This window comes from Streptomyces sp. NPDC046465 (assembly GCF_040646035.1).
Lineage (GTDB): Bacteria > Actinomycetota > Actinomycetes > Streptomycetales > Streptomycetaceae > Streptomyces.
In genome coordinates this window covers 250,025-269,759 of record NZ_JBEYZK010000013.1, presented here as the reverse complement: position 1 = coordinate 269,759, position 19,735 = coordinate 250,025, and the positions used below count along the sequence as shown (strand labels likewise).

The window sequence follows — 19,735 nt, the reverse complement described above, 5'->3', positions numbered from 1 at the left end:
GGCGTTCGCGTGTGACGTTCTTCGGGGTTACCGCCCCGGCGCTTGTTTCCGACGGGGGTGGGGGCACAGGCTCTCAGAGCCTGTGCCACATCCCCACCCGCCCCGGCGCCACACCGGGTCGTTTCCCTCGTTCGGCGCACTGCGCCCCCTGGCCCGGAGGCCCCCGGCGCCGCGCCGGTCCATGGTCGTAGGTACGGACAAACGCACCGACGCAGCCATGAGGGGTGGACGCACACGTGACCGAGACCGCAGGCACGCCTTCCGGACCGGACGGGTCACCGCCCCCGGAAGGCACCCCGCCTGAGCCGAAGGCCACGTACGGACCCGGCACGGGCGCGAGCCCCACCGGCGCGGGCGAAGCCCGCCGCAAGCACCGCTGGCTGCGCTGGACCGCGCTCGGTGCCGCGGTCGTGGTGCTCGGCGTGGGCGGCGTGGGGTGGGCGGCGTACCAGAAGCTCAACGGGAACATCACGACGGACACCGACGCGGCCGACGAGCTCGCGCGCTTCGAGAAGGAGCGCCCGACGGCGCTGGTGAGCGGCGCTCAGAACATCCTGCTCCTCGGCTCCGACACGCGTGCGGGGCCGGGCAACCGCAAGTACGGCAAGGACCCCGGCACCCAGCGCTCGGACACCACGATCCTGCTCCACCTGGCGGCCGACCGGCAGAGCGCGACGGCCGTGTCGATCCCGCGCGACCTGATGGTGCAGATCCCCGGCTGCCGCAGGCCGGACGGCTCGCGCGCCGAACCCCGGTTCGCGCAGTTCAACTGGGCGTTCGAGTTCGGCGGTACGGCGTGCACGATCCGTACGGTGGAGAAGCTCACGCGCATCCGCGTCGACCACCACATGGTCGTGGACTTCGCCGGGTTCAAGGACATGGTCGACGCGGTCGACGGCGTGCAGGTCTGCATCAAGACCCCGATCGACGACAGCGACGCCCAGGTGAAACTCGCGCCGGGCGTGCGGAGCCTCAACGGGGAACAGGCGCTGGGTTTTGTGCGCGCCCGCAAGAGCCTCGGCGACGGCAGCGACACCGACCGGATGGACCGCCAGCAGGAGTTCCTCGGCGCGCTCGTCAACAAGGCGCAGAGCAATGACGTCCTGCTGAATCCGGCGAAGCTCTATCCCGTTCTCGACGCGGCGACTTCCTCGCTCACGACCGACCCCGGACTCGCAAGTCTGCGGGGTCTGTACGAACTGGTGCGCGGCATGCGCAATATCCCTACCGAAGGGGTGCAGTTCCTGACCGTTCCCCGTCAGTCGTACACCTACGACGCCAACCGCGACGAGCTCGTCGAGCCCGCGGCGGACCGCCTCTTCGACCGGCTGCGGACGGACAGCCCGGTCGCGGTGGACCCGCGCCGCTCCGAACAGTCCGGGCCCGGCGAGGAACAGGCGATCGAGCCGGACGAACAGAGCTCCCCCACCGGCAGCGAACAGGACTCCTCCGGCGAGGAGGAGTACGACGACTCCGGCGAGTGGAGCGACGAGAAGCCGGAGGAGCCCTCTCCGACGCCGTCCCCCGCGCCGACATTTAGGGGCAACACGGCCGCGGGATCCACCTGCGAGTAAAACGATCCCCAAGGGAACGGTGTGCCCCACAAAGAAATAGGGCGGATTGCCCAGTTGTAGGGGAGTGGAATTTGTCACCGGCGTCGTTCGACGCTGAACTGGGCGGATAGTGTGAGCGATCCGGTGCGCCGGGCCATGTCGGCCGCGCACCGCTGGAACGAGTGACCGAGCGCCTTCTTAGAGGGGGGAAAGGCGCCGCGTGGCCCCGACGGAGGACGTAAACAACCGTGGACGCGCAAGGCCGTGGGCGGGCGGAGAACATCGACCCCGCAGACCAGTGGGTACTCAACCCGGACACCGGTGATTACGAACTGCGACTGAGTCCCTCCGCAGAGCAGTCGACGGTGCCCGGACCTCGTAGCTCCTCACCCCGCAGGGGCGGCCGCGGCCGCTCCGCGCCGGGCCGCGAGGGCTCTCCCCGCGAGGGTTCTCCCGGTGAGGGGGAACGCGACGAGCGACGCGCGGTGCCGGGACAGCGCCGGCGGCGCGTCAAGGAGCCGGAACCCGGCTCCGGCGGCCGCCGAAAGCAGAAGCCGCGCAAGTCCAAGGGCAAGAAGGTGATGGTCTGGACGGGTGGCACGCTCGCCTTCCTGCTCGTCGCCGGATGCGCCGGCGGCTATCTCTACTACCAGCACCTCAACGACAACATCACGTCGATAGACGATGACGGCGCGGGCACCGGTGGCTTCAGCAAGGACCGGGCCATCAACATCCTGGTGATGGGCACCGACAAGCGCAGCGGCAGCGGCAACAAGGGGTACGGGGACGAGGGCAGCGTCGGTCACGCCGACACGACGATCCTGCTGCACGTCTCCAAGGACCGTACGAACGCGACCGCGTTGAGCATTCCGCGCGACATGATCGTCGACATTCCGACCTGCCCGACGAAGCAGAAGGACGGCAGCACGAAGGACATCCAGCCGTCGCAGAAGGCCCGCTTCAACGAGAGCCTCGGTCAGTACGACCGCACGCCGAGCTGCACGATGCGTACGGTCAAGGCGATCACGGGCATCACGCCCGACCACTTCATGGTGGCCGACTTCAACGCGGTCAAGACGCTCTCCAGCGCGGTCGGCGGCGTGGAGGTCTGCCTCGCCAAGGACATCGACGACCCCAAGTCGCATCTGAAGCTGTCCGAGGGCAAGCACACGATCGCGGGCGAGGACGCCCTCGCGTTCGTCCGCACCCGCCACTCCGTGGGCACCGGCGGCGACTTGAGCCGGATCGAACTGCAGCAGCAGTTCCTCAGCGCACTCATGCGCAAGCTCAAGTCGAACGACACCCTCACCAGCCCGAAGAAGATGATCGAGCTCGCGGAGGCGGGCACCGAAGCCCTCACCGTCGACTCCAAGATCGCCGACATAATGAAGCTCAAGAGCCTCGGCATGGAGCTCGGCAAGCTCGACATGAAGAACCTGAGCTTCACCACGGTGCCGGTGGTCGACAACCCCGCCGAGAAGGTCCACACGACAGTGGTGCCCGCGCCGGACAAGGCCGAGCAGCTCTTCGCGATGATGCGCGCCGACCAGTCGCTGACCGAGGTGAAGAAGCAGCAGAAGAAGGAGAAGGCCGCGGTGGCCGCCCGCCTCAAGGGCCCCAAGGCCGACCCCTCCGAGGTCCGCGTCGACATCTACAACGGCAGCGGCAAGACCGGCGCCGCTCAGACGACTCTCACCTGGCTGCAGAACACTGAGGGCGTGCTCAAGTCCAGCCAACTGGGGAACGCGCCCTCGGTCATCAAGAAGACGACCCTGGAGTACGCGCCGGACCAGGCCGACCAGGCCCGTCGGCTCGCCGACATCATGGGTCTGCCCGGTGCCGCCCTGAAGGCGGGCAAGAGCGAGAAGAACGCGCAGGGCCTGCCGGCCATGAAACTGACGCTCGGCGGCGACTTCAAGGGCGCGGGGGTGCCCGTTGATGCCTCTTCGAAGGCACCGAAGGACATCAAGAAGGTCGAAGCGGACAAGACTGTGTGTGCGAAGTGACCTGAAGCGGTTGTTCTGCATCTAACAGTGCGCCATGGCGCCGCAGGGCAGCCGCAGTTCAGGTATGGGGCGGGGAGGGGCTGGGGATGAGGCAGAACAGCGTGCGTAAGGAGGGGGTGCGGCGGCGCGCTCCGCACGCCAGTGATCGCGGCTGGGACGACGGTGCGCCCCAGGGCGAAGCACGCTCCGAGGACGCCTCACGCACCGGCGGCGAGTCCGCGAAGGGCGACGCCGCCCGGCACCGGCGCGGTACGAAAGGCGCGGGCGGCGGCAAGCGGCCGCCTCGGCGCAGACGCCGCGTCCTGCGCTGGTCGGCCACGATCCTCTCGGTACTGATACTCGGGACGGCCGGCGCCGGATACCTCTACTACCAGCACCTCAACGGCAACATCGAGACGGACGACCTGAACCTCGGCGAGCACCGGGCCCCCGAGCCCACGCCCAACGCCGCGGGACAGACCCCGATGAACATTCTCCTCATCGGCTCGGACGCGCGCGACTCCAAGGCCAACCAGAAGCTCGGCGGCGCCAAGAACACCTTCGGCTCGCCGCCCCTTGCCGACGTGCAGATGCTGCTGCACCTCTCGGCCGACCGCTCCAACATGTCGGTCGTGAGCATGCCGCGCGACACCCTCCTGCAGATCCCCAAGTGCACGGACGACAACGGCAAGGTCTATGCGCAGACCGGCCCGAAGAACATGACGAACGAGTCGCTCGGCCGCGGCGGCCCCGGCTGCACGGTCGCCACCTGGGAGAAGCTCACCAACATCCATATCGACCACTTCATGATGGTCGACTTCTCGGGTGTGGTCTCCATGGCCGACGCCATCGGCGGCGTACCGGTCTGCGTGGACAAGAACATCCACTCGCGCGACAGCCAGGGCCACGGCTCGGGCCTCAAGCTGAAGAAGGGCACCACGGAGGTCAAGGGCAAGCAGGCCCTGCAGTGGCTGCGCACCCGCTACGGCTTCGAGGGCGGCACCGACATCAGCCGCGCCAAGGCCCAGCACATGTACATGAACGCGCTGGTCCGCAAGCTCCGTGAGAACACCGGCCTCACCAGCCCCAACCAGCTGCGCAAGCTGGCCGAGGAGGCGACGAAGGCGCTGAAGGTCGACGACGGCCTCGGCACCATCAAGAAGCTGTACGACCTCGGCAACGAGCTCAAGAAGGTCCCGCCGAACCGTACGACGATGACGACCATGCCGTTCGAGTACGCGGGCGAGCGCGTCGTCCCCAAGCCCGACGACGCGGAGCAGCTCTTCCGCCTCGTACGCGACGACATCCCGCTGGACGGCAAGGGCCACAAGAAACCGGCCAAGGAGAAGAAGTCCGACGATCCGGCCGCCGCGGACGACGAGATCGCGGTGCAGGTCCAGAACGGCACGCGGACCGACGCGGAGCCCCCGGTCAGCGGCCGGGCGAGCACGGTGACGCAGCTCCTCACGGGCAAGGGCTTCGCGAAGGCGACACCGGACACGGCGGCCGCGCTCACCGAGGCCAGGACCGTGATCCGCTACCCCAGCAAGGATCTGGAGGGCGACGCCCAGCGGGTCGCCACGTCCCTGGGGCTGCCGCTCAGCTCGGCGAAGAAGTCGACGGACGTCTCCGGGGTGACGCTGGTCGTCGGCTCCGACTGGCGCGAGGGCGACGCACCGCCCAAGCCGAAGAAGAAGGACGACACGACGCCGGATTCCGCGGACGCGCTCAGCGGCTCCGACAAGAAGGCGTGCATGAAGGTGGACCCGGGCTTCAGCTGGTAGGCGCGAGGTACGGCGACGGCCCGGTCCCCACCGGTGAGGCGGGGGCCGGGCCGCTGTCGTTCGTACGGGAGGTCAGGCGGGAGGTCAAGGCGGGGGTCAGGCCCCCTGAGCCTCCTGAGCCCCCTGGGTCTCGGTCTCCCCCAGCACGGCCGGGCGGCGCGAGGCGATGACCTTCCTGGCCAGCGAGCGCGGGCTGGTGAGGAAGCCCCAGCCCCACGACATGTGCATGGTCGCGAGCGCCACCGGGATCTGCAGGCGTGCCTTCAGGGGCAGGCCCTTGCCCGCGGGGACGGACCCGGCGGCGATGGCCGCGAGGTAGCCGGCGGGGATCACGAAGCCCCACGGCGTGAGCGCCGCGCCCACGACGATGCCCGCGGCGATCGCGCAGACCGCGGTCGGCGGCGCGAGGTAGCGCAGGTTGATGGAGCCCTCGTGGTAGCGCGCGACGACGTGCCGCCAGCGGCCGTAGTCCTTGTACTGCTTGGCCAGCGCCTTCACGTTCGGGCGCGGGCGGTACGAGACCTTCAGCTCGGGCGAGAACCAGATCATGCCGCCGGCCTCGCGGATGCGGAAGTTCAGCTCCCAGTCCTGAGCGCGGATGAACTCTTCGTTGTAGCCGCCCTGCCGCTCCAGGGCCTCGCGGCGGAAGACGCCGAGGAAGACCGTCTCGGCCTGCTGTGCGTCGCCGCCGGTGTGGAAGGCGGCGTTGCCGACGCCGATCTTCGACGTCATGGCGGCGGCGACCGCGTGCTCCCAGTCGTTCTCGCCCTCGGCGTGCATGATGCCGCCGACGTTCATCGCACCGGTCTCACCGAGGAGGCGGACCGCGGTCGCGATGTAGTTCGGGGAGAGCATGCCGTGGCCGTCCACGCGCACCACGATCGGGTGACGGGACGCCTTGATCGCGGCGTTCAGCGCCGCGGGCGTGCGCCCCGTGGGATTGGGCACCGTGTGGACCCTGGCCCGGGAACTGGACGCCGTCTCCCTGACCAGCTCGGCGGCGATCTCGTCCGTGCGGTCGGTGGAGGGGCCGAGCGCGACGACGACCTCCATCTCACCCGCGTACTCCTGCCGCAGGATCGCGTGCACGGACTCGCGCAGATGCCGCTCCTCGTTGAGGACGGGCATGATCACGGATACGGCTGGAGGCTGCACCTCAGACTTCGCGTTCATCACGCGTCACGTTACCGCGAATGGGGGACACGGGCGCGCGCCGTCCGGGTCGCTACCCCGGGCCGCACATCGTATGGCATTACATTTCTCGGGTTCCCCGGCTCGTCCCCGCCCCCGGCCGCCCGCTCTTCGCGGAGGTGTCCCGCACGTGCCCACACCGCCCCGCTCCCCCGCCCCCACGCCGCGCCGCCCCCGCCCACCGGCCCGCACGAGGCCACGGAGGGCCGCAGGGCGGGGCAAGCGGCCGCGGTGGGCAATGCGGGTGGCCATCACCTTCTCCGTGACGGTGCTGGCCGCGGCGGGCATCGGGCACTCCGTCGTGACCAGCCTCGACACGGGCATCAGGCGGGTGGACGCCTTCAAGGACATGAAGAACAGGCCCGAGTCGGGCAACGGCACGAACGTGCTGCTCGTCGGCACCGACGGCCGCGACAAGATCACGCCGGAGGAGAAGGAGAAGTACCGCCTCGGCGGCGCGCCCTGCCACTGCACGGACACGATCATGATCGTGCACATCTCGGAGGACCGGGACCGCGCCAGCGTCGTCAGCCTGCCGCGGGACAGTTACGCGGATCTGCCCGCGCACACCGACCGGAACACCCTCAAGGAGCACCGCGAGCATCCCAACAAGATCAACGCGGCGTACGCGGAGGGCGGCCCGAACCTCACGGTGCGCACCGTCGAGCACATGACGAAGGTCAAGATCGACCACTATCTGGAGGTCGACTTCCTCAGCTTCATGAAGACCGTCGACGTGCTCGGCGGCGTGGAGATCTGCTCGGCGAGCCCGCTGCGGGACTCCCACACCGGACTCGACCTGGCGGAGGGCACACACCAGCTGAACGGTGGCGCGGCGCTTCAGTACGTCCGCTCCCGGTACATCGACGGAGCCTCCGACCTGGGACGCATGCAGCGCCAGCAGCGTTTCCTCGCGGCGCTCATCGCGAAGGCCACGGGCAGCGGCGTGCTCCTCAACCCGGTCAAGTTCCGCGACGTGACGCGGACGCTGCTCGGCTCGGTCCGGGCGGACAAGGGCTTCGGCACGGGCGACATGCTGGATCTCGGGCGGGCGATGCGGGGCTTCTCGCCCTCGTCGTCGGAGTTCACGACCGTGCCGCTGAGTCCGCAGGGGCAGATCGTGCCGGGCATCGGGGCGACGCTGAAGTGGGACCCGGTGAGGTCCGGCAAGCTCTTCGAGACGCTGCGGGCGGACCGGCCGCTGGCGCAGCACCGCAACCGGCCCAAGGCCACGATGGTCGGCGTCTCGCCGCAGCAGGTCCGGGTGCAGGTGGACAACGGCACGGGGACGCCGGGGCTCGGGAAGCGGGTCGACGCGGCGTTGGCGGGGACCGGGTTCCAGACCACGCGTACGCCGACGGATGTGCCGGGGGCGGCGGCGCGGCCCGCGCTGCGCACGGTCGTCGCGTTCGATCCGCGCTGGGACCGCTCGGCGAAGGCGCTCGCGACGGCGCTGCCCGGCTCTGAGCTGCGGGCCGTGCCGGGGCAGGGGCCGGTGCTCAAGGTGATCGCGGGGACGGATTTCAAGGCGGTGCGGGCGGTGCGGGCGGAGGATGTTCATCAGGGGGAGTTCGGGGCGGTGACGGGGGACGAGGTGGTCTGTTCCTGACCCCGCCCCTGCCCCCGCCCCGCGGGGCCGGTCGGCCTCTCTCCCTGCGGGCACGCCGTGGCCGGTCGCGCAGTTCCCCGCGCCCCTTGGGGTGGTCCCGTCGGTTCTTCACCGCGGGTGAGTCGTGGTTGCTCGCGCAGTTCCCCGCGCCCCTTAAGGGCCCGCCCGGGTCCCTCGACCCTGGGGCGACGGTCGCTGGTCTTGGCTTCAGGGGCGCGGGGAACTGCGCGGCCAGCCACCATGCACCCGCAGCCAGGGAGCCGGCGGGACCACCCCAAGGGGCGCGGGGAACTGCGCGAGCAACCGCGTGCCACCCGCGGCGAAGATTCCCGCAGAGGCGCCCCTAGGAGCGCGGGGAACTGCGCAGACGGCCGCGTCCCGCCCGCGGAGGGGCCCTCAGTCCTCGAAGCCCTCCGCCACCCGCGCCTCCCGCAACTCCTTGATCGCCCGGCGCCGCGCAAGCCGGTGCGTGCGGCGGATCTGTGCCTCCTGGTAGCGGCGGCGGTCGCGGTCCGTCTCGGGGACGACCGGCGGCACCGTACGCGGCTTGCCGTCCGCGTCGACCGCCGCGAAGACGAGGTACGCCGACCCCACCTGCTGCGCCGGCGTCGACTCGTTCCAGCGCTCGGCGAGGACCCGGACCCCGACCTCCATGGAGCTGCGCCCGGTCCAGTTGACCTGGGCTTTCACATGGACCAGGTCGCCCACGCGGACCGGCTCGAGGAAGACCATCTCGTCCATGGACGCGGTGACCGCCGGCCCACCGGAGTGGCGTCCGGCAACGGCCCCCGCCGCGTCGTCCACCAGTTTCATGATCACGCCACCGTGCACCGTACCGAGGAGGTTGGTGTCGTTGTGGGTCATGATGTGGCTGAGTGTGGTGCGGGACGCCGAGGTCGGCTTGCCCGGAATCTCCGATTCCGGACTGGGGGCCTGATCTGTCATGCCCTCCACCCTAAGCCGGACGTATGTCTGCTCTCTCCCCGGCCGCTTTGCATCAGCTCTGCAACAGCCCTGACCCGAATCACCGACCGCCCTGTAAGGCGCGCACCCGCACGCGGCACACTGGGCCACATGAGCGATTGGCCTGACGATCAGGGCGGCGGCCGGGGTTACGGCGGCGGCCGCGGTAACTCCCAGCCCGACGGAGCCCGCGTGATGCGGCACATCCAGCGCGGCCAGCCCTCCCGTCCGGCCGGTCCGCCGCCGGGTGGGGTCCCGCCGCAGCCCGCGTACGACGACGGGCACGGCGTGCAGTACGGGGACGGACAGCCGTACGGCGACGCCCGTGACGACGTCTTCGAGCCGCGCACCCCGCGCCAGGGCTCGTACGGCCAGGGCCCCGACAACGCGTACGACAGCGGCTACAACACCGGCCAGGTCTACGGCCAGCAGAACGGCGGCAACGGCGGCCAGGGCGGCGCCGGACAGCCGCCCCGCACCGCGCGCCCCGCGCCGAACTGGCGCAAGCGGATCAAGTGGACCGCGATCACGCTGGTCAGCGTGTTGCTCGTGACCTCCGTCATCACGTACTTCTGGGCCGACTCCAAGCTCAAGCGCGAGGTCGACCTCTCCAAGGTCATCGAGCGGCCCGAGGGCGGCGCGGGCACGAACTACCTGATCGTCGGCTCCGACAGCCGCGAGGGCATGACCGCCGAGGACAAGAAGAAGCTCCACACCGGCTCGGCCGAGGGCAAGCGCACGGACTCGATGATGATCCTGCACGTCGCCGATGACGGCGGGAACACGATGATCTCGCTGCCCCGCGACTCGAACGTCACGATCCCCTCCTTCAGGGGCGCCGAGTCCGGGAAGCTCTACCCGAACCAGGGCCGCCAGACGAAGCTGAACGCCGCGTACGCGGAGGACGGGCCCGAACTCCTCGTCCGCACCATCGAGTTCAACACCGGCCTGAAGATCGACCACTACGCCGAGATCGGCTTCGGCGGCTTCGCCAAGATCGTGGACGCGGTCGGCGGCGTCGAGATGGACATCCCGAAGGCGTTCAAGGACAAGTACTCCGGCGCCGACTTCCAGAAGGGCAAGCAGACCCTGAGCGGTCAGGAGGCCCTGGCCTTCGTCCGTACGCGGCACGCCTTCTCCAGCGACCTGGACCGTACGAAGAACCAGCAGAAGTTCCTCGCGGCCCTCGCCCACCAGGTGGCGACGCCCGGCACGGTCATGAACCCCTTCAAGCTCTACCCCACGATGGGCGCGGGCCTGGACACGCTGGTCGTCGACAAGGACATGGGCCTCTTCGACGTGGGCTCCATGTTCTGGGCGATGAAGGGCATCAGCGGCGGCGACGGCAAGTCCATGAACATGCCGATCGCGGGCACGGCGGGCGGCAATCTCCTCTGGGACAAGGCCAAGGTCAAGCAGCTGGTCGAGCAGTTGAACAACGACGACAAGGTCACCGTCTCGGGCAGCGACTGAGGCGCCCCCGCCGAACGTGAGAGGCCGAACGTGAGAGGCCGAACGTGAGAGGGCCCCGCCGAGCTGCTCGGCGGGGCCCTCTCGCGTCCCGCCGCCCGGCCCCGTACCCCGAACGCTCCGCCTGCCGCGAAGCCGCGGCCGCTCCGTGCCACGGTGAGGTGAACTGCCGCCCGCCGACATCCGGAGCGCCCGCCATGGCAGACCTGCAGGAGGAACTCTCCACCACCGCCGAGGCGGGGAAGCTGGACCGGTCCCCCGCCCCGCCCGAACCCGTTCCCGCGCCCGAGCCCGAGGCCCGGCGCGATCCCCTCCCGAGCCGGGAACCGCTCCCCGTGCCGGAACCGCTGCCCGCCCCGGCCCGGCTCCCCGCCCACGAGGACGAGGACGAGGGCGAGGGCGAGCACGACACGGTGCGGGCCGTCGACCCGGCGGAGCGGGCCCGCGCGCTGCTCGCCGAGCACCCCGTCACCGACGGCTACAGCGGGCTGCCCTGGGCGCTGCGCGAACTGCCCTGGTACGACTTCGAGACGGGCGACAACGGCCTGGAGTGCGACGTGCCGCGGCTGCGCCGGGGCAGGGTCGGCGCACAGTTCTGGTCCGTGCACGTGCCCGAAGGGCCGCGGGCCGACCGGCCCGTCGGCGCGACGCTCGAACAGATCGACTTCGTGCAGCACGTCGTCGCCGCCCACCCCGAGGCCCTGCGGCTCGCCCGCAACGCCTCGGAGGCCGCCGACGCACGCAACTGCGGCCGTGTCGCCACCCTGATCGGCCCCGCCTGCGGCGCCGCGCTCGGCGACTCCCTCGGCACGCTGCGCGCGCTGCACAGCCTGGGCCTGTGCGCGGTCACCCTCTCCGGCACCTCGTGGGCGGGCCCGGACGGCCTGACGCCGTTCGGCGAGGAGGTCGTCAGGGAGATGAACCGGATCGGGGTCCTCGCGGACCTCTCCGGGGCGTCCGAGGCGACGGCGCGGCGGGTCCTCGCGGTCTCCAAGGCGCCGGTGATCTTCACGCGCTCCGGCGCGCGCGCCCTGCGCGACCATCCGGCGAACCTCGACGACGCGCTGCTCGCCGAGGTGGGCGCCGCCAAGGGGCTCTGCCTGGTGCCGCTCGCCGCCGACCGGACGGGGGCCTCGGTGCGCGAGGTGGCCGACCACCTCGATCACGTACGCCGGGTCGCGGGACCGGAGAGCGTCGGCCTCTCGGGCACGTACGACACCGCCGAGGCGCATCCGGCGGGCCTGGCCGACACGGCGAGCTATCCGCGCCTGGTCACCGAGCTCGTCGAACGCGGCTGGCCCGAGGCCGACTTGGCGCTGCTCACCTGGGGCAACGCCCAACGCGCCCTGCGCGACGCGGACTTCACGGCACGGGCGGCCCGGGAACGGCGGACCGCGTCGACGGCGCGGATAGAGCGCCTGGACGGGTGACCGGCCGCTCCCCGGGCCGAGGAGCGGTCCGGGGAGCGGCCGAGGAGCGGTCCGGGGAGCGGGCGAGGAGCGGTCCGGGGAGCGGGCGGGGAGCGGCCGGGGGCAGCTCAGGGTGCGGTCAACACCAGTCCGGTCAGGGGATCTTGCAGAGGCAGAAGGGGTGGCCCGCGGGATCCGCGTACACGCGGAAGTCGCGCTTGCCGCCGTCGTCGTCCACATCCAGCGGGCGCGCGCCGAGGGCGAGCACCTTCTTCTCGGCCTCGTCGATCTCCTCCGCCGTGCGGCCCGCGTCGAGGTCCAGGTGGACCTGCTGGCCGTGCTCGTCGGAGCGCGGCCATTCCGGCGGGCGCAGGTCGGGCACCCGCTGGAACGACACCTTGACGCGGTCGGGGAAGACGAGGTCCACCCAGTCGCCGCCGTCGTCCTCCTCGACGGTGCCTCCGATGATCTGTGCGTAGAACTCCGCCAGGGCGACGGGGTCGGGGCAGTCGAGGACGACGTTGCGCAGCTTCGCTATGGGGGCGGTGGTGTTGGGGACGGCAGCCATGTCTCGCTCCTTATCGTCAGTCACGTCAGACACATCAGGCATGTCAGATACGTCAAACACTTCAGACACACAGGCAGAACGGGTGCCCGGCAGGGTCCGCGTAAACCCGCCACGGGCGGTCGCGGTCGGCGTTGTCGAGGACCGTGGCGCCGAGCGCGAGGATCTCCTTCTCCGCGACGTCCATGTCTTCCACTGTGACGTCCAGGTGGATCTGCTGCGACCCGTCCGGCTCGGGCCACCGCGGGGGCCGGTGGCCGGGGGCCTCCTGGAAGGCGAGGAGCGTGCCGGTGTCGCCCTTGAGGTCGACCCAGCCCTCGTCGCCCGGGGTGGGAGTGCCTCCGACGACGCGGGCGTAGAACTCCGCGAGGGCGAGCGGATCGGGGCAGTCCAGGACGACGGCGCGGAGCCGGGCGAGCGGCATGCTTCCTCCAAGAGGGACGACGGGCTTCGGGAACTCCGGCCGGTGCCGGTTGGTTCCCGCAGCTCCCCCGGAAGGATGACGACGACGGGTTACGGCGCCGGGTCGCGCCGATGAGTTACGGCGACGGGGTCACGCCGACGGGCGGCCCATCGCCCGGTACGTCCAGCCGGCCGCGCGCCACACGGCCGGGTCCAGGGCGTTGCGGCCGTCCAGGACCACGGGGGACGTCGCCGCGGCGGCCAGCTCCGCCGGGTCGAGGTCACGGAACTCGCGCCACTCGGTGAGGTGCAGCACCACGTCCGCGCCCCGGACCGCGTCGAGCGCCGTGTCCGCGTAGCCGAGGGTGGGGAAGAGCCTGCGGGCGTTCGCCATGCCCTTGGGGTCGTACACCGTGACCTGGCCGCCCTGGAGGTGGATCTGCCCGGCGACGTTGAGCGCCGGGGAGTCGCGCACGTCGTCCGAGTCCGGCTTGAAGGTCGCCCCGAGGACCGCGACCCGCTTGCCGAGGAACGAGCCGCCGCCCAGCGCCTCGCGCGCCATCTCGACCATCTGGCCGCGCCGCCGCATGTTGATCGAGTCGATCTCGCGCAGGAAGGTCAGGGCCTGGTCGGCGCCGAGCTCGCCGGCGCGCGCCATGAACGCGCGGATGTCCTTGGGCAGACAGCCGCCGCCGAAGCCGATGCCCGCCCGCAGGAACTTCTTCCCGATGCGGTCGTCGTGGCCGAGGGCCTCCGCCAGCTTCACGACGTCGCCGCCGGCCGCCTCGCACACCTCGGCCATGGCGTTGATGAAGGAGATCTTCGTGGCGAGGAAGGAGTTGGCGGAGGTCTTCACCAGTTCCGCGGTCGGGAAGTCGGTGACGACGAAGGGCGAGCCTTCGGAGAGCGGCGTCGCGTACACCTCGCGCAGCAGCTTCTCGGCGTGCTCGCTGCGGACGCCGACCACGATCCGGTCGGGGTGCAGCGTGTCCTTGACGGCGAAGCCCTCCCGCAGGAACTCCGGGTTCCAGGCCAGTTCGGCCTCGCCGCCCGCGGGGGCCAGCTCCAGGAGGCGGGCCGCGAGCCGGTCCGCGCTGCCGACCGGGACAGTGGACTTGCCGACGACCAGGCACGCCTTGTTGAGGTGCTTGGCGAGCGACTCCATCGCGGTGTCGACGTACGACATGTCGCACGCGTACTCACCGTGCTTCTGCGGGGTGTTCACGCAGACGAAGTGGACGTCGCCGAACTCCGCGACCTCGGCCCAGTCCATGGTGAAGCGCAGTCGGCCGCTGGAGCCCTCGATGCCCGCGACGTGCTTGCGCAGGAGCTCCTCGAGACCGGGCTCGTACATGGGGACCTCGCCCCGCTGGAGCATCTCGATCTTCTCGGGGACGACGTCGAGACCCATGACCTCGAAGCCGAGTTCGGCCATGGCCGCGGCGTGCGTGGCGCCGAGATAGCCGGTGCCGATCACGGTGATCTTGAGGGCCATGCGGTGCTCCAGAGGTATGCGGGCTTCGGTGCGCGACCGAGCATAGTCGGGTCGTAGTCGGGTCATGAGCGGGCCCGTCGGGCCCGCTACAGGGCACGTTTCCCGCTGTCGGCAAGGTCACGTATGCGCTGTCGGCAAGCTCACGTATCCCTGGGGCGGCGACGCCACTAAAATTTGGGTTACTTAACGGTAATTAGCGTCCTTGGAGCGTGAGAGACCTTGGCCGGATCGGCTGATTTCGACCTGTACCGCCCGTCCGAGGAGCACGACATGCTCCGCGACGCGATCCGCTCGCTGGCCGAGGCGAAGATCGCCCCGTTCGCCGCCGCGGTGGACGAGGAGGCCCGCTTCCCGCAGGAGGCCCACGACGCCCTCGTCGCGGGCGATCTGCACGCGGTCCACGTGCCGGAGGCCTTCGGCGGCGCCGGTGCCGACGCCCTCGCCACGGTCATCGTCATCGAGGAAGTGGCGCGCGTGTGCGCCAGCTCCTCGCTGATCCCCGCCGTCAACAAGCTCGGCTCGCTGCCCGTCATCCTCTCCGGCTCCGAGGAGCTGAAGAAGAAGTACATGACGCCGCTCGCGGGCGGCGAGGGCATGTTCTCGTACTGCCTCTCCGAGCCGGACGCCGGTTCGGACGCGGCGGGCATGAAGACCAAGGCCGTGCGCGACGGCGACTTCTGGGTGCTCAACGGCGTCAAGCGCTGGATCACCAACGCGGGCGTCTCCGAGTACTACACGGTGATGGCCGTGACGGACCCGGAGAAGCGCTCGAAGGGCATCAGCGCCTTCGTCGTCGAGAAGGGCGACGAGGGCGTCTCCTTCGGCGCCCCGGAGCGCAAGCTCGGCATCAAGGGCTCCCCCACCCGCGAGGTCTACCTCGACAACGTCCGCATCCCCGCCGACCGCATGATCGGCGAGGAGGGCACGGGCTTCGCGACCGCCATGCAGACCCTGGACCACACCCGCATCACCATCGCGGCGCAGGCCCTCGGCATCGCGCAGGGCGCCCTCGACTACGCCAAGGGGTACGTCAAGGAGCGCAAGCAGTTCGGCAAGCCGATCGCCGACTTCCAGGGCGTCCAGTTCATGCTCGCCGACATGGCCATGAAGATCGAGGCCGCCCGCCAGCTGACGTACGCCGCCGCGGCCAAGTCCGAGCGCGGCGACAAGGACCTCACCTTCCAGGGCGCGGCCGCCAAGTGCTTCGCCTCGGACGTGGCGATGGAGGTCACCACGGACGCGGTCCAGCTCCTCGGCGGCTACGGCTACACCCGTGACTACCCCGTCGAGCGCATGATGCGCGACGCGAAGATCACGCAGATCTACGAGGGCACGAACCAGGTCCAGCGCATCGTGATGGCGCGGAACCTGCCGTAGCCTGCGGCGCTTCAGCGGTAACGGTGCCCTCTCCCTGGCTTCAGGGGGAGGGCACCGTTCGTGCCCCGTAAGGGGCACGGGGAACTGCGCGCTCAGCCACGACGGGCCCGCAGCCGCGTCTGCCTACGGCGGTCTCCTCGCGGGTGCGGCTTCGTTCTTGGTTGCTCGCGCAGTTCCCCGCGCCCCTAAAGGCGCTAAGCGCCTCAGCCGTCGAGCTGCTCCAGCGTCGCGATCGACGGGCCCCTGCGGGACTGGAGGTCCCGCGCCACGTCTTCCGCCGCGCCGAGCACCCGTACCGCGTTCTGCCACGTCAGCTTGGCGAGGTCGGACGTGGACCAGCCGCGGTCGAGGAGTTCCGCGATCAGGTTCGGGTAGCCCGCCACGTCGTCGAGGCCGTCCGGCGTGAACGCCGTGCCGTCGTAGTCGCCGCCGATGCCGATGTGGTCGATGCCCGCCACCTCGCGCATGTGGTCGAGGTGGTCGGCGACCGTCGCGGCGGTGGCGACCGGGCGCGGGGTCGTCGCCTCGAAGGCCTCGTGGACCTTCATGGCCGCCGGTGTGGTGTCCAGGTGGTGGAAGCCGTTGGCCCGCATGTTGTCGTCGGCGGCCGCCGTCCAGTCGACCGCCGCCTGGAGGACGAACTTCGGGACGAAGGTCGCCATCGCCACGCCGCCGTTGGCCGACAGGCGTTCCAGGACGTCGTCCGGGATGTTGCGCGGGTGGTCGCAGACCGCCCGCGACGAGGAGTGCGAGAAGATCACCGGGGCCACGGAGGTGTCCAGGGCCGCCCGCATCGTCGTCGCCGCCACGTGGGAGAGGTCGACCAGCATGCCGACGCGGTTCATCTCGCGGACGACCTCGTGGCCGAAGGGCGAGAGGCCGCCGACGCCCGGCTCGTCCGTCGCCGAGTCCGCCCACGCGATGTTGTCGTTGTGCGTGAGCGTCATATAGCGGACGCCGAGCGTGTGCAACGCCCGCAGTGTGGCCAGGGAGTTGTTGATGGAGTGGCCGCCCTCGGCGCCCATCAGGGAGGCGATGCGCCCCTCGGAGCGCGCCTTCTCCATCTCCGCGGCGGTCCGCGCGCGGGCCAGGTCGGCCGGGTAGCGGGTCAGCAACTGCTCGACGCAGTCGATCTGTTCCAGCGTCGCGCTGACCGCCGCGTCGCCGGTCAGGTCGGTGCGCACGTACACCGACCAGAACTGCGCGCCGACGCCGCCCGCGCGCAGCCGGGCGATGTCCGTGTGCAGGCTGCCGCGCTGGTCCGCCGCGATGTCGAGCCTGCCGATGTCGTAGCCCGCCTTCTCACGGAGGGCCCACGGCAGGTCGTTGTGGCCGTCGACGACCGGGAAGTCGGCGAGGAGGGCGCGCGCCCGGTCGAGGGACGCCGTCGTGCGGTCACTGGAAGACGACGTCTTTCGAGCACTGGAAGACGACGTCATTCGGTCACTGGAAGTCATGCGATCACTTTCCCGACCCGAAGCCGAATCCGGAACCCGCTCCCTCGACCTTGGTCCGGAGCCGCTTGCCCTTCTCCGTGGCCTGGTCGTTCAGCTCCTGCTGGAACTCCCGCATACGGGCGAGGAGTTCGGCGTCGTGCGCCGCGAGCATGCGGGCCGCGAGCAGCCCCGCGTTGCGCGCGCCGCCGACCGAGACCGTCGCCACCGGAACGCCCGCGGGCATCTGCACGATGGACAGCAGGCTGTCCATGCCGTCCAGGTACTTCAGCGGGACCGGCACGCCGATCACCGGCAGCGGGGTCACCGACGCCAGCATGCCGGGCAGGTGGGCCGCGCCGCCCGCGCCCGCGATGATCGCCTTGAGGCCGCGGTCCGCCGCCTGCTCGCCGTACGCGATCATCTCGTGCGGCATGCGGTGCGCGGAGACGACGTCGACCTCGAAGGGGATCTCGAACTCGGCGAGCGCCTGCGCGGCCGCCTCCATGACGGGCCAGTCCGAGTCGGACCCCATGACGATGCCAATAACGGGGGAGGTCATTCGGTGATCGTTCCTCTGAGGTAGCCGGCTGCGTGACGGGCGCGGTCGAGGACCTCGTCCAGATCGTCGCCGTAGGTGTTCACGTGACCGACCTTGCGGCCGGGCTTCACGTCCTTGCCGTACATGTGGATCTTGAGCTGCGGGTCGCGGGCCATGCAGTGCAGGTACGCGGCGTACATGTCGGGGTAGTCCCCGCCGAGCACATTGGCCATCACGGTCCACTTGGCGCGCGGGCGCGGGTCGCCGAGCGGCAGGTCGAGCACGGCGCGGACGTGGTTGGCGAACTGCGAGGTGATCGCGCCGTCCTGCGTCCAGTGGCCGGAGTTGTGCGGGCGCATCGCCAGTTCGTTGACGAGGATGCGGCCGTCGGGCGTCTCGAAGAGCTCGACCGCCAGGTGGCCGACCACCCCGAGCTCCTTGGCGACACGCAACGCCAACTCCTGCGCCTCGCCCGCCAGTTCCTCCGACAGGCCGGGGGCGGGTGCGATCACCGTGTCGCAGACGCCGTCGACCTGCTGGGACTCGACGACGGGGTAGGCGACGGCCTGGCCGTGCGGCGAGCGGACGACGTTCGCCGCCAGTTCGCGCACGAAGTCGACCTTCTCCTCGGCGAGCACCGGGACACCGGCCCGGAAGGGCTCTTCGGCGTCCTCGACGGAACGTACGAACCACACCCCCTTCCCGTCATAGCCGCCCCGCACCGTCTTGAGGATCACGGGGAAGCCGTCGCCGCCGTCCGCGGCGCCCTCGGCCGCGAAGGCGGCCGCGTCGGCCGGGTCCTTCACGATCCGATGGCGCGGGCAGGGCACGCCGATCTCCGTGAGCTTCTCGCGCATCACGCCCTTGTCCTGGGCGTGCACCAGCGCGTCGGGCCCCGGGCGCACGGGGATGCCGTCCGCCTCCAGGGCCCGTAGATGCTCGGTGGGTACGTGTTCGTGATCGAAAGTGATCACGTCGCAGCCCCGCGCGAAGTCACGCAGCGTGTCCAGGTCGCGATAGTCGCCGATGACGACTTCGCCGACGACCTGGGCCGCGGAATCCTGCGGGGTGTCACTGAGGAGCTTGAATTTCAGGCCGAGGGGGATACCCGCCTCGTGGGTCATGCGGGCGAGCTGACCGCCGCCGACCATGCCGACTACCGGGAACGTCACGCCCCTAGGGTATCGGCCGGTATCGGCCACCCGGGAACGGCCGGATCACGGCGCCTCCGGGCCCCCTCCGGGCCCCCTCCTGTGACCCCTCCTGTGACCCCTCCTGTCACAGCGGGGCCACAGTGTCCGGGCGCCCGCGCGCGCCGGGGATGGCCGCTGGTTAGCATGGCTTGGTCGACATGACCGAAACACCAATCCGTCGGCAGGTAAAACCGGTACGAATCAACAGGAATCCACCGGTACGAATCGACGGGGGCTGGGGCGACCACCATGACGGAACGGGGCGCACTGCGGGTGCGGCTACACAGCCTCAGGCGCGAGATCGCCAAGTTCGGAGCCGTGGGGGCGGTCGGAACCCTGGTGAACTTCGGGGTCTTCAACCTCGTGCGGCACATGACCGACCTGCACGTGGTGCGGGCAAGCGTGATCGCCACCGCCATCGCCATCGCCTTCAACTACGTGGGGTTCCGTTACTTCACGTACAGGGACCGTGACAAGAGCGGCCGCACCAAGGAACTCACGCTGTTCCTGCTGTTCAGCGTGGTCGGCCTGGTGATCGAGAACGGCGTGCTCTACGCGGCGACGTACTGGTTCGGCTGGGACGGCAAGCTGCAGGCGAACTTCTTCAAGTTCCTCGGCATGGGCATCGCGACGCTCTTCCGCTTCTGGTCCTACCGCTCCTGGGTGTTCAAGACGCTGCCCGCCCGCGAGACCGTCGCGCATGCGGAATCGTTCCTGGAGGAGACGGCGACGGAGTCCCCCCGTCCCCCCGTCCGCTAGCGGGCC

The 19,735-nt window shown here is 70.4% G+C and carries 16 protein-coding genes; 8 read left to right on the top strand and 8 right to left on the bottom strand.

The features are described from left to right. The first annotated feature begins 236 nt into the window (after positions 1-236). The 3 genes from ABZ953_RS22165 (at position 237) to ABZ953_RS22155 (ending at position 5,322) form a co-directional block, all read left to right on the top strand. Positions 237-1,574, top strand: a complete 1,338-nt coding sequence (locus tag ABZ953_RS22165; RefSeq protein ID WP_361726493.1) for an LCP family protein — start codon at positions 237-239, stop codon at positions 1,572-1,574. A gap of 227 nt (positions 1,575-1,801) precedes the next feature. After that, complete coding sequence (locus ABZ953_RS22160; protein WP_361726491.1) at positions 1,802-3,559, top strand: LCP family protein; 1,758 nt, start codon at positions 1,802-1,804, stop codon at positions 3,557-3,559. A gap of 86 nt (positions 3,560-3,645) precedes the next feature. Further along, a complete protein-coding gene (locus tag ABZ953_RS22155) occupies positions 3,646-5,322 on the top strand; it encodes an LCP family protein (protein ID WP_361726489.1) in 1,677 nt (558 codons plus the stop codon). A 96-nt stretch (positions 5,323-5,418) separates the two neighbouring features. Here ABZ953_RS22155 and ABZ953_RS22150 read toward each other — a convergent pair whose 3' ends face one another. Continuing rightward, positions 5,419-6,495 carry a glycosyltransferase family 2 protein gene (locus ABZ953_RS22150; protein ID WP_361726487.1) on the bottom strand — a complete coding sequence of 359 codons (1,077 nt, stop codon included), beginning with the start codon at positions 6,493-6,495 and terminating at the stop codon, positions 5,419-5,421. 256 nt (positions 6,496-6,751) lie between these two features. On the opposite strand from ABZ953_RS22150, the gene ABZ953_RS22145 reads away from it, so the two are divergent. After that, complete coding sequence (locus ABZ953_RS22145; protein ID WP_361726485.1) at positions 6,752-8,122, top strand: LCP family protein; 1,371 nt, start codon at positions 6,752-6,754, stop codon at positions 8,120-8,122. Positions 8,123-8,518: 396 nt separating this feature from the next. Here the strand turns inward: ABZ953_RS22145 and ABZ953_RS22140 are convergent, their stop codons facing one another. Continuing rightward, positions 8,519-9,067: an acyl-CoA thioesterase gene (locus tag ABZ953_RS22140; protein ID WP_361726483.1), complete on the bottom strand. Its 549-nt coding sequence runs from the start codon at positions 9,065-9,067 to the stop codon at positions 8,519-8,521. A 129-nt stretch (positions 9,068-9,196) separates the two neighbouring features. Between ABZ953_RS22140 and ABZ953_RS22135 the strand changes: the two genes are divergently transcribed. Together ABZ953_RS22135 and ABZ953_RS22130 are read left to right on the top strand one after the other, a co-directional pair. After that, positions 9,197-10,558 carry an LCP family protein gene (locus ABZ953_RS22135; RefSeq protein WP_361726481.1) on the top strand — a complete coding sequence of 454 codons (1,362 nt, stop codon included), beginning with the start codon at positions 9,197-9,199 and terminating at the stop codon, positions 10,556-10,558. A 194-nt stretch (positions 10,559-10,752) separates the two neighbouring features. Further along, on the top strand, positions 10,753-11,985 hold the full coding sequence (locus tag ABZ953_RS22130) for a dipeptidase (protein ID WP_361726479.1): 1,233 nt from the start codon (positions 10,753-10,755) through the stop codon (positions 11,983-11,985). 133 nt (positions 11,986-12,118) lie between these two features. On the opposite strand, the gene ABZ953_RS22125 is transcribed toward ABZ953_RS22130, so the two are convergent. The 3 genes from ABZ953_RS22125 to ABZ953_RS22115 all read right to left on the bottom strand — a co-directional run bounded on the left by ABZ953_RS22125 (position 12,119) and on the right by ABZ953_RS22115 (position 14,426). Further along, on the bottom strand, positions 12,119-12,532 hold the full coding sequence (locus tag ABZ953_RS22125; protein ID WP_361726477.1) for a VOC family protein: 414 nt from the start codon (positions 12,530-12,532) through the stop codon (positions 12,119-12,121). Between the two features lie 61 nt (positions 12,533-12,593). Further along, positions 12,594-12,953, bottom strand: a complete 360-nt coding sequence (locus ABZ953_RS22120) for a VOC family protein (RefSeq protein ID WP_361726475.1) — start codon at positions 12,951-12,953, stop codon at positions 12,594-12,596. A 129-nt stretch (positions 12,954-13,082) separates the two neighbouring features. Further along, complete coding sequence (locus tag ABZ953_RS22115; RefSeq protein ID WP_361726473.1) at positions 13,083-14,426, bottom strand: UDP-glucose/GDP-mannose dehydrogenase family protein; 1,344 nt, start codon at positions 14,424-14,426, stop codon at positions 13,083-13,085. Between the two features lie 219 nt (positions 14,427-14,645). Between ABZ953_RS22115 and ABZ953_RS22110 the strand changes: the two genes are divergently transcribed. Further along, positions 14,646-15,803, top strand: coding sequence for an acyl-CoA dehydrogenase family protein (locus ABZ953_RS22110; RefSeq protein ID WP_361726471.1), 1,158 nt, complete (start codon positions 14,646-14,648; stop codon positions 15,801-15,803). 203 nt (positions 15,804-16,006) lie between these two features. Here the strand turns inward: ABZ953_RS22110 and ABZ953_RS22105 are convergent, their stop codons facing one another. The 3 genes from ABZ953_RS22105 to ABZ953_RS22095 are packed head-to-tail and all read right to left on the bottom strand — an operon-like array spanning position 16,007 to position 18,979. Continuing rightward, complete coding sequence (locus ABZ953_RS22105; protein ID WP_361726469.1) at positions 16,007-17,242, bottom strand: dipeptidase; 1,236 nt, start codon at positions 17,240-17,242, stop codon at positions 16,007-16,009. Positions 17,243-17,264: 22 nt separating this feature from the next. Further along, positions 17,265-17,798, bottom strand: coding sequence for a 5-(carboxyamino)imidazole ribonucleotide mutase (gene purE / locus ABZ953_RS22100; protein WP_359326329.1), 534 nt, complete (start codon positions 17,796-17,798; stop codon positions 17,265-17,267). Beyond that, a complete protein-coding gene (locus tag ABZ953_RS22095; RefSeq protein WP_361726467.1) occupies positions 17,795-18,979 on the bottom strand; it encodes a 5-(carboxyamino)imidazole ribonucleotide synthase in 1,185 nt (394 codons plus the stop codon). Before ABZ953_RS22095 ends, purE begins: the two co-directional genes overlap by 4 nt. Positions 18,980-19,219: 240 nt before the next feature. Here ABZ953_RS22095 and ABZ953_RS22090 point away from each other — a divergent pair, with 240 nt between their 5' ends. Continuing rightward, positions 19,220-19,729 (top strand): GtrA family protein, encoded by a 510-nt coding sequence (locus ABZ953_RS22090; RefSeq protein WP_361726465.1) that lies wholly within the window; start codon positions 19,220-19,222, stop codon positions 19,727-19,729. The last annotated feature ends 6 nt before the right edge of the window (positions 19,730-19,735 follow it).

Excerpts from the sequence above, each read along its gene's own strand:
- ABZ953_RS22155 (WP_361726489.1), top strand. The coding sequence starts at position 3,646 with ATGAGGCAGAACAGCGTGCGTAAGGAGGGGGTGCGGCGGCGCGCTCCG.
- ABZ953_RS22150 (WP_361726487.1), bottom strand. The coding sequence starts at position 6,495 with ATGAACGCGAAGTCTGAGGTGCAGCCTCCAGCCGTATCCGTGATCATG.
- ABZ953_RS22145 (WP_361726485.1), top strand. The coding sequence starts at position 6,752 with ATGCGGGTGGCCATCACCTTCTCCGTGACGGTGCTGGCCGCGGCGGGC.
- ABZ953_RS22140 (WP_361726483.1), bottom strand. The coding sequence starts at position 9,067 with ATGACAGATCAGGCCCCCAGTCCGGAATCGGAGATTCCGGGCAAGCCG.
- ABZ953_RS22135 (WP_361726481.1), top strand. The coding sequence starts at position 9,197 with ATGAGCGATTGGCCTGACGATCAGGGCGGCGGCCGGGGTTACGGCGGC.
- ABZ953_RS22130 (WP_361726479.1), top strand. The coding sequence starts at position 10,753 with ATGGCAGACCTGCAGGAGGAACTCTCCACCACCGCCGAGGCGGGGAAG.
- ABZ953_RS22125 (WP_361726477.1), bottom strand. The coding sequence starts at position 12,532 with ATGGCTGCCGTCCCCAACACCACCGCCCCCATAGCGAAGCTGCGCAAC.
- ABZ953_RS22120 (WP_361726475.1), bottom strand. The coding sequence starts at position 12,953 with ATGCCGCTCGCCCGGCTCCGCGCCGTCGTCCTGGACTGCCCCGATCCG.
- ABZ953_RS22115 (WP_361726473.1), bottom strand. The coding sequence starts at position 14,426 with ATGGCCCTCAAGATCACCGTGATCGGCACCGGCTATCTCGGCGCCACG.
- ABZ953_RS22105 (WP_361726469.1), bottom strand. The coding sequence starts at position 17,242 with ATGACGTCGTCTTCCAGTGCTCGAAAGACGTCGTCTTCCAGTGACCGC.
- purE (WP_359326329.1), bottom strand. The coding sequence starts at position 17,798 with ATGACCTCCCCCGTTATTGGCATCGTCATGGGGTCCGACTCGGACTGG.
- ABZ953_RS22090 (WP_361726465.1), top strand. The coding sequence starts at position 19,220 with ATGACGGAACGGGGCGCACTGCGGGTGCGGCTACACAGCCTCAGGCGC.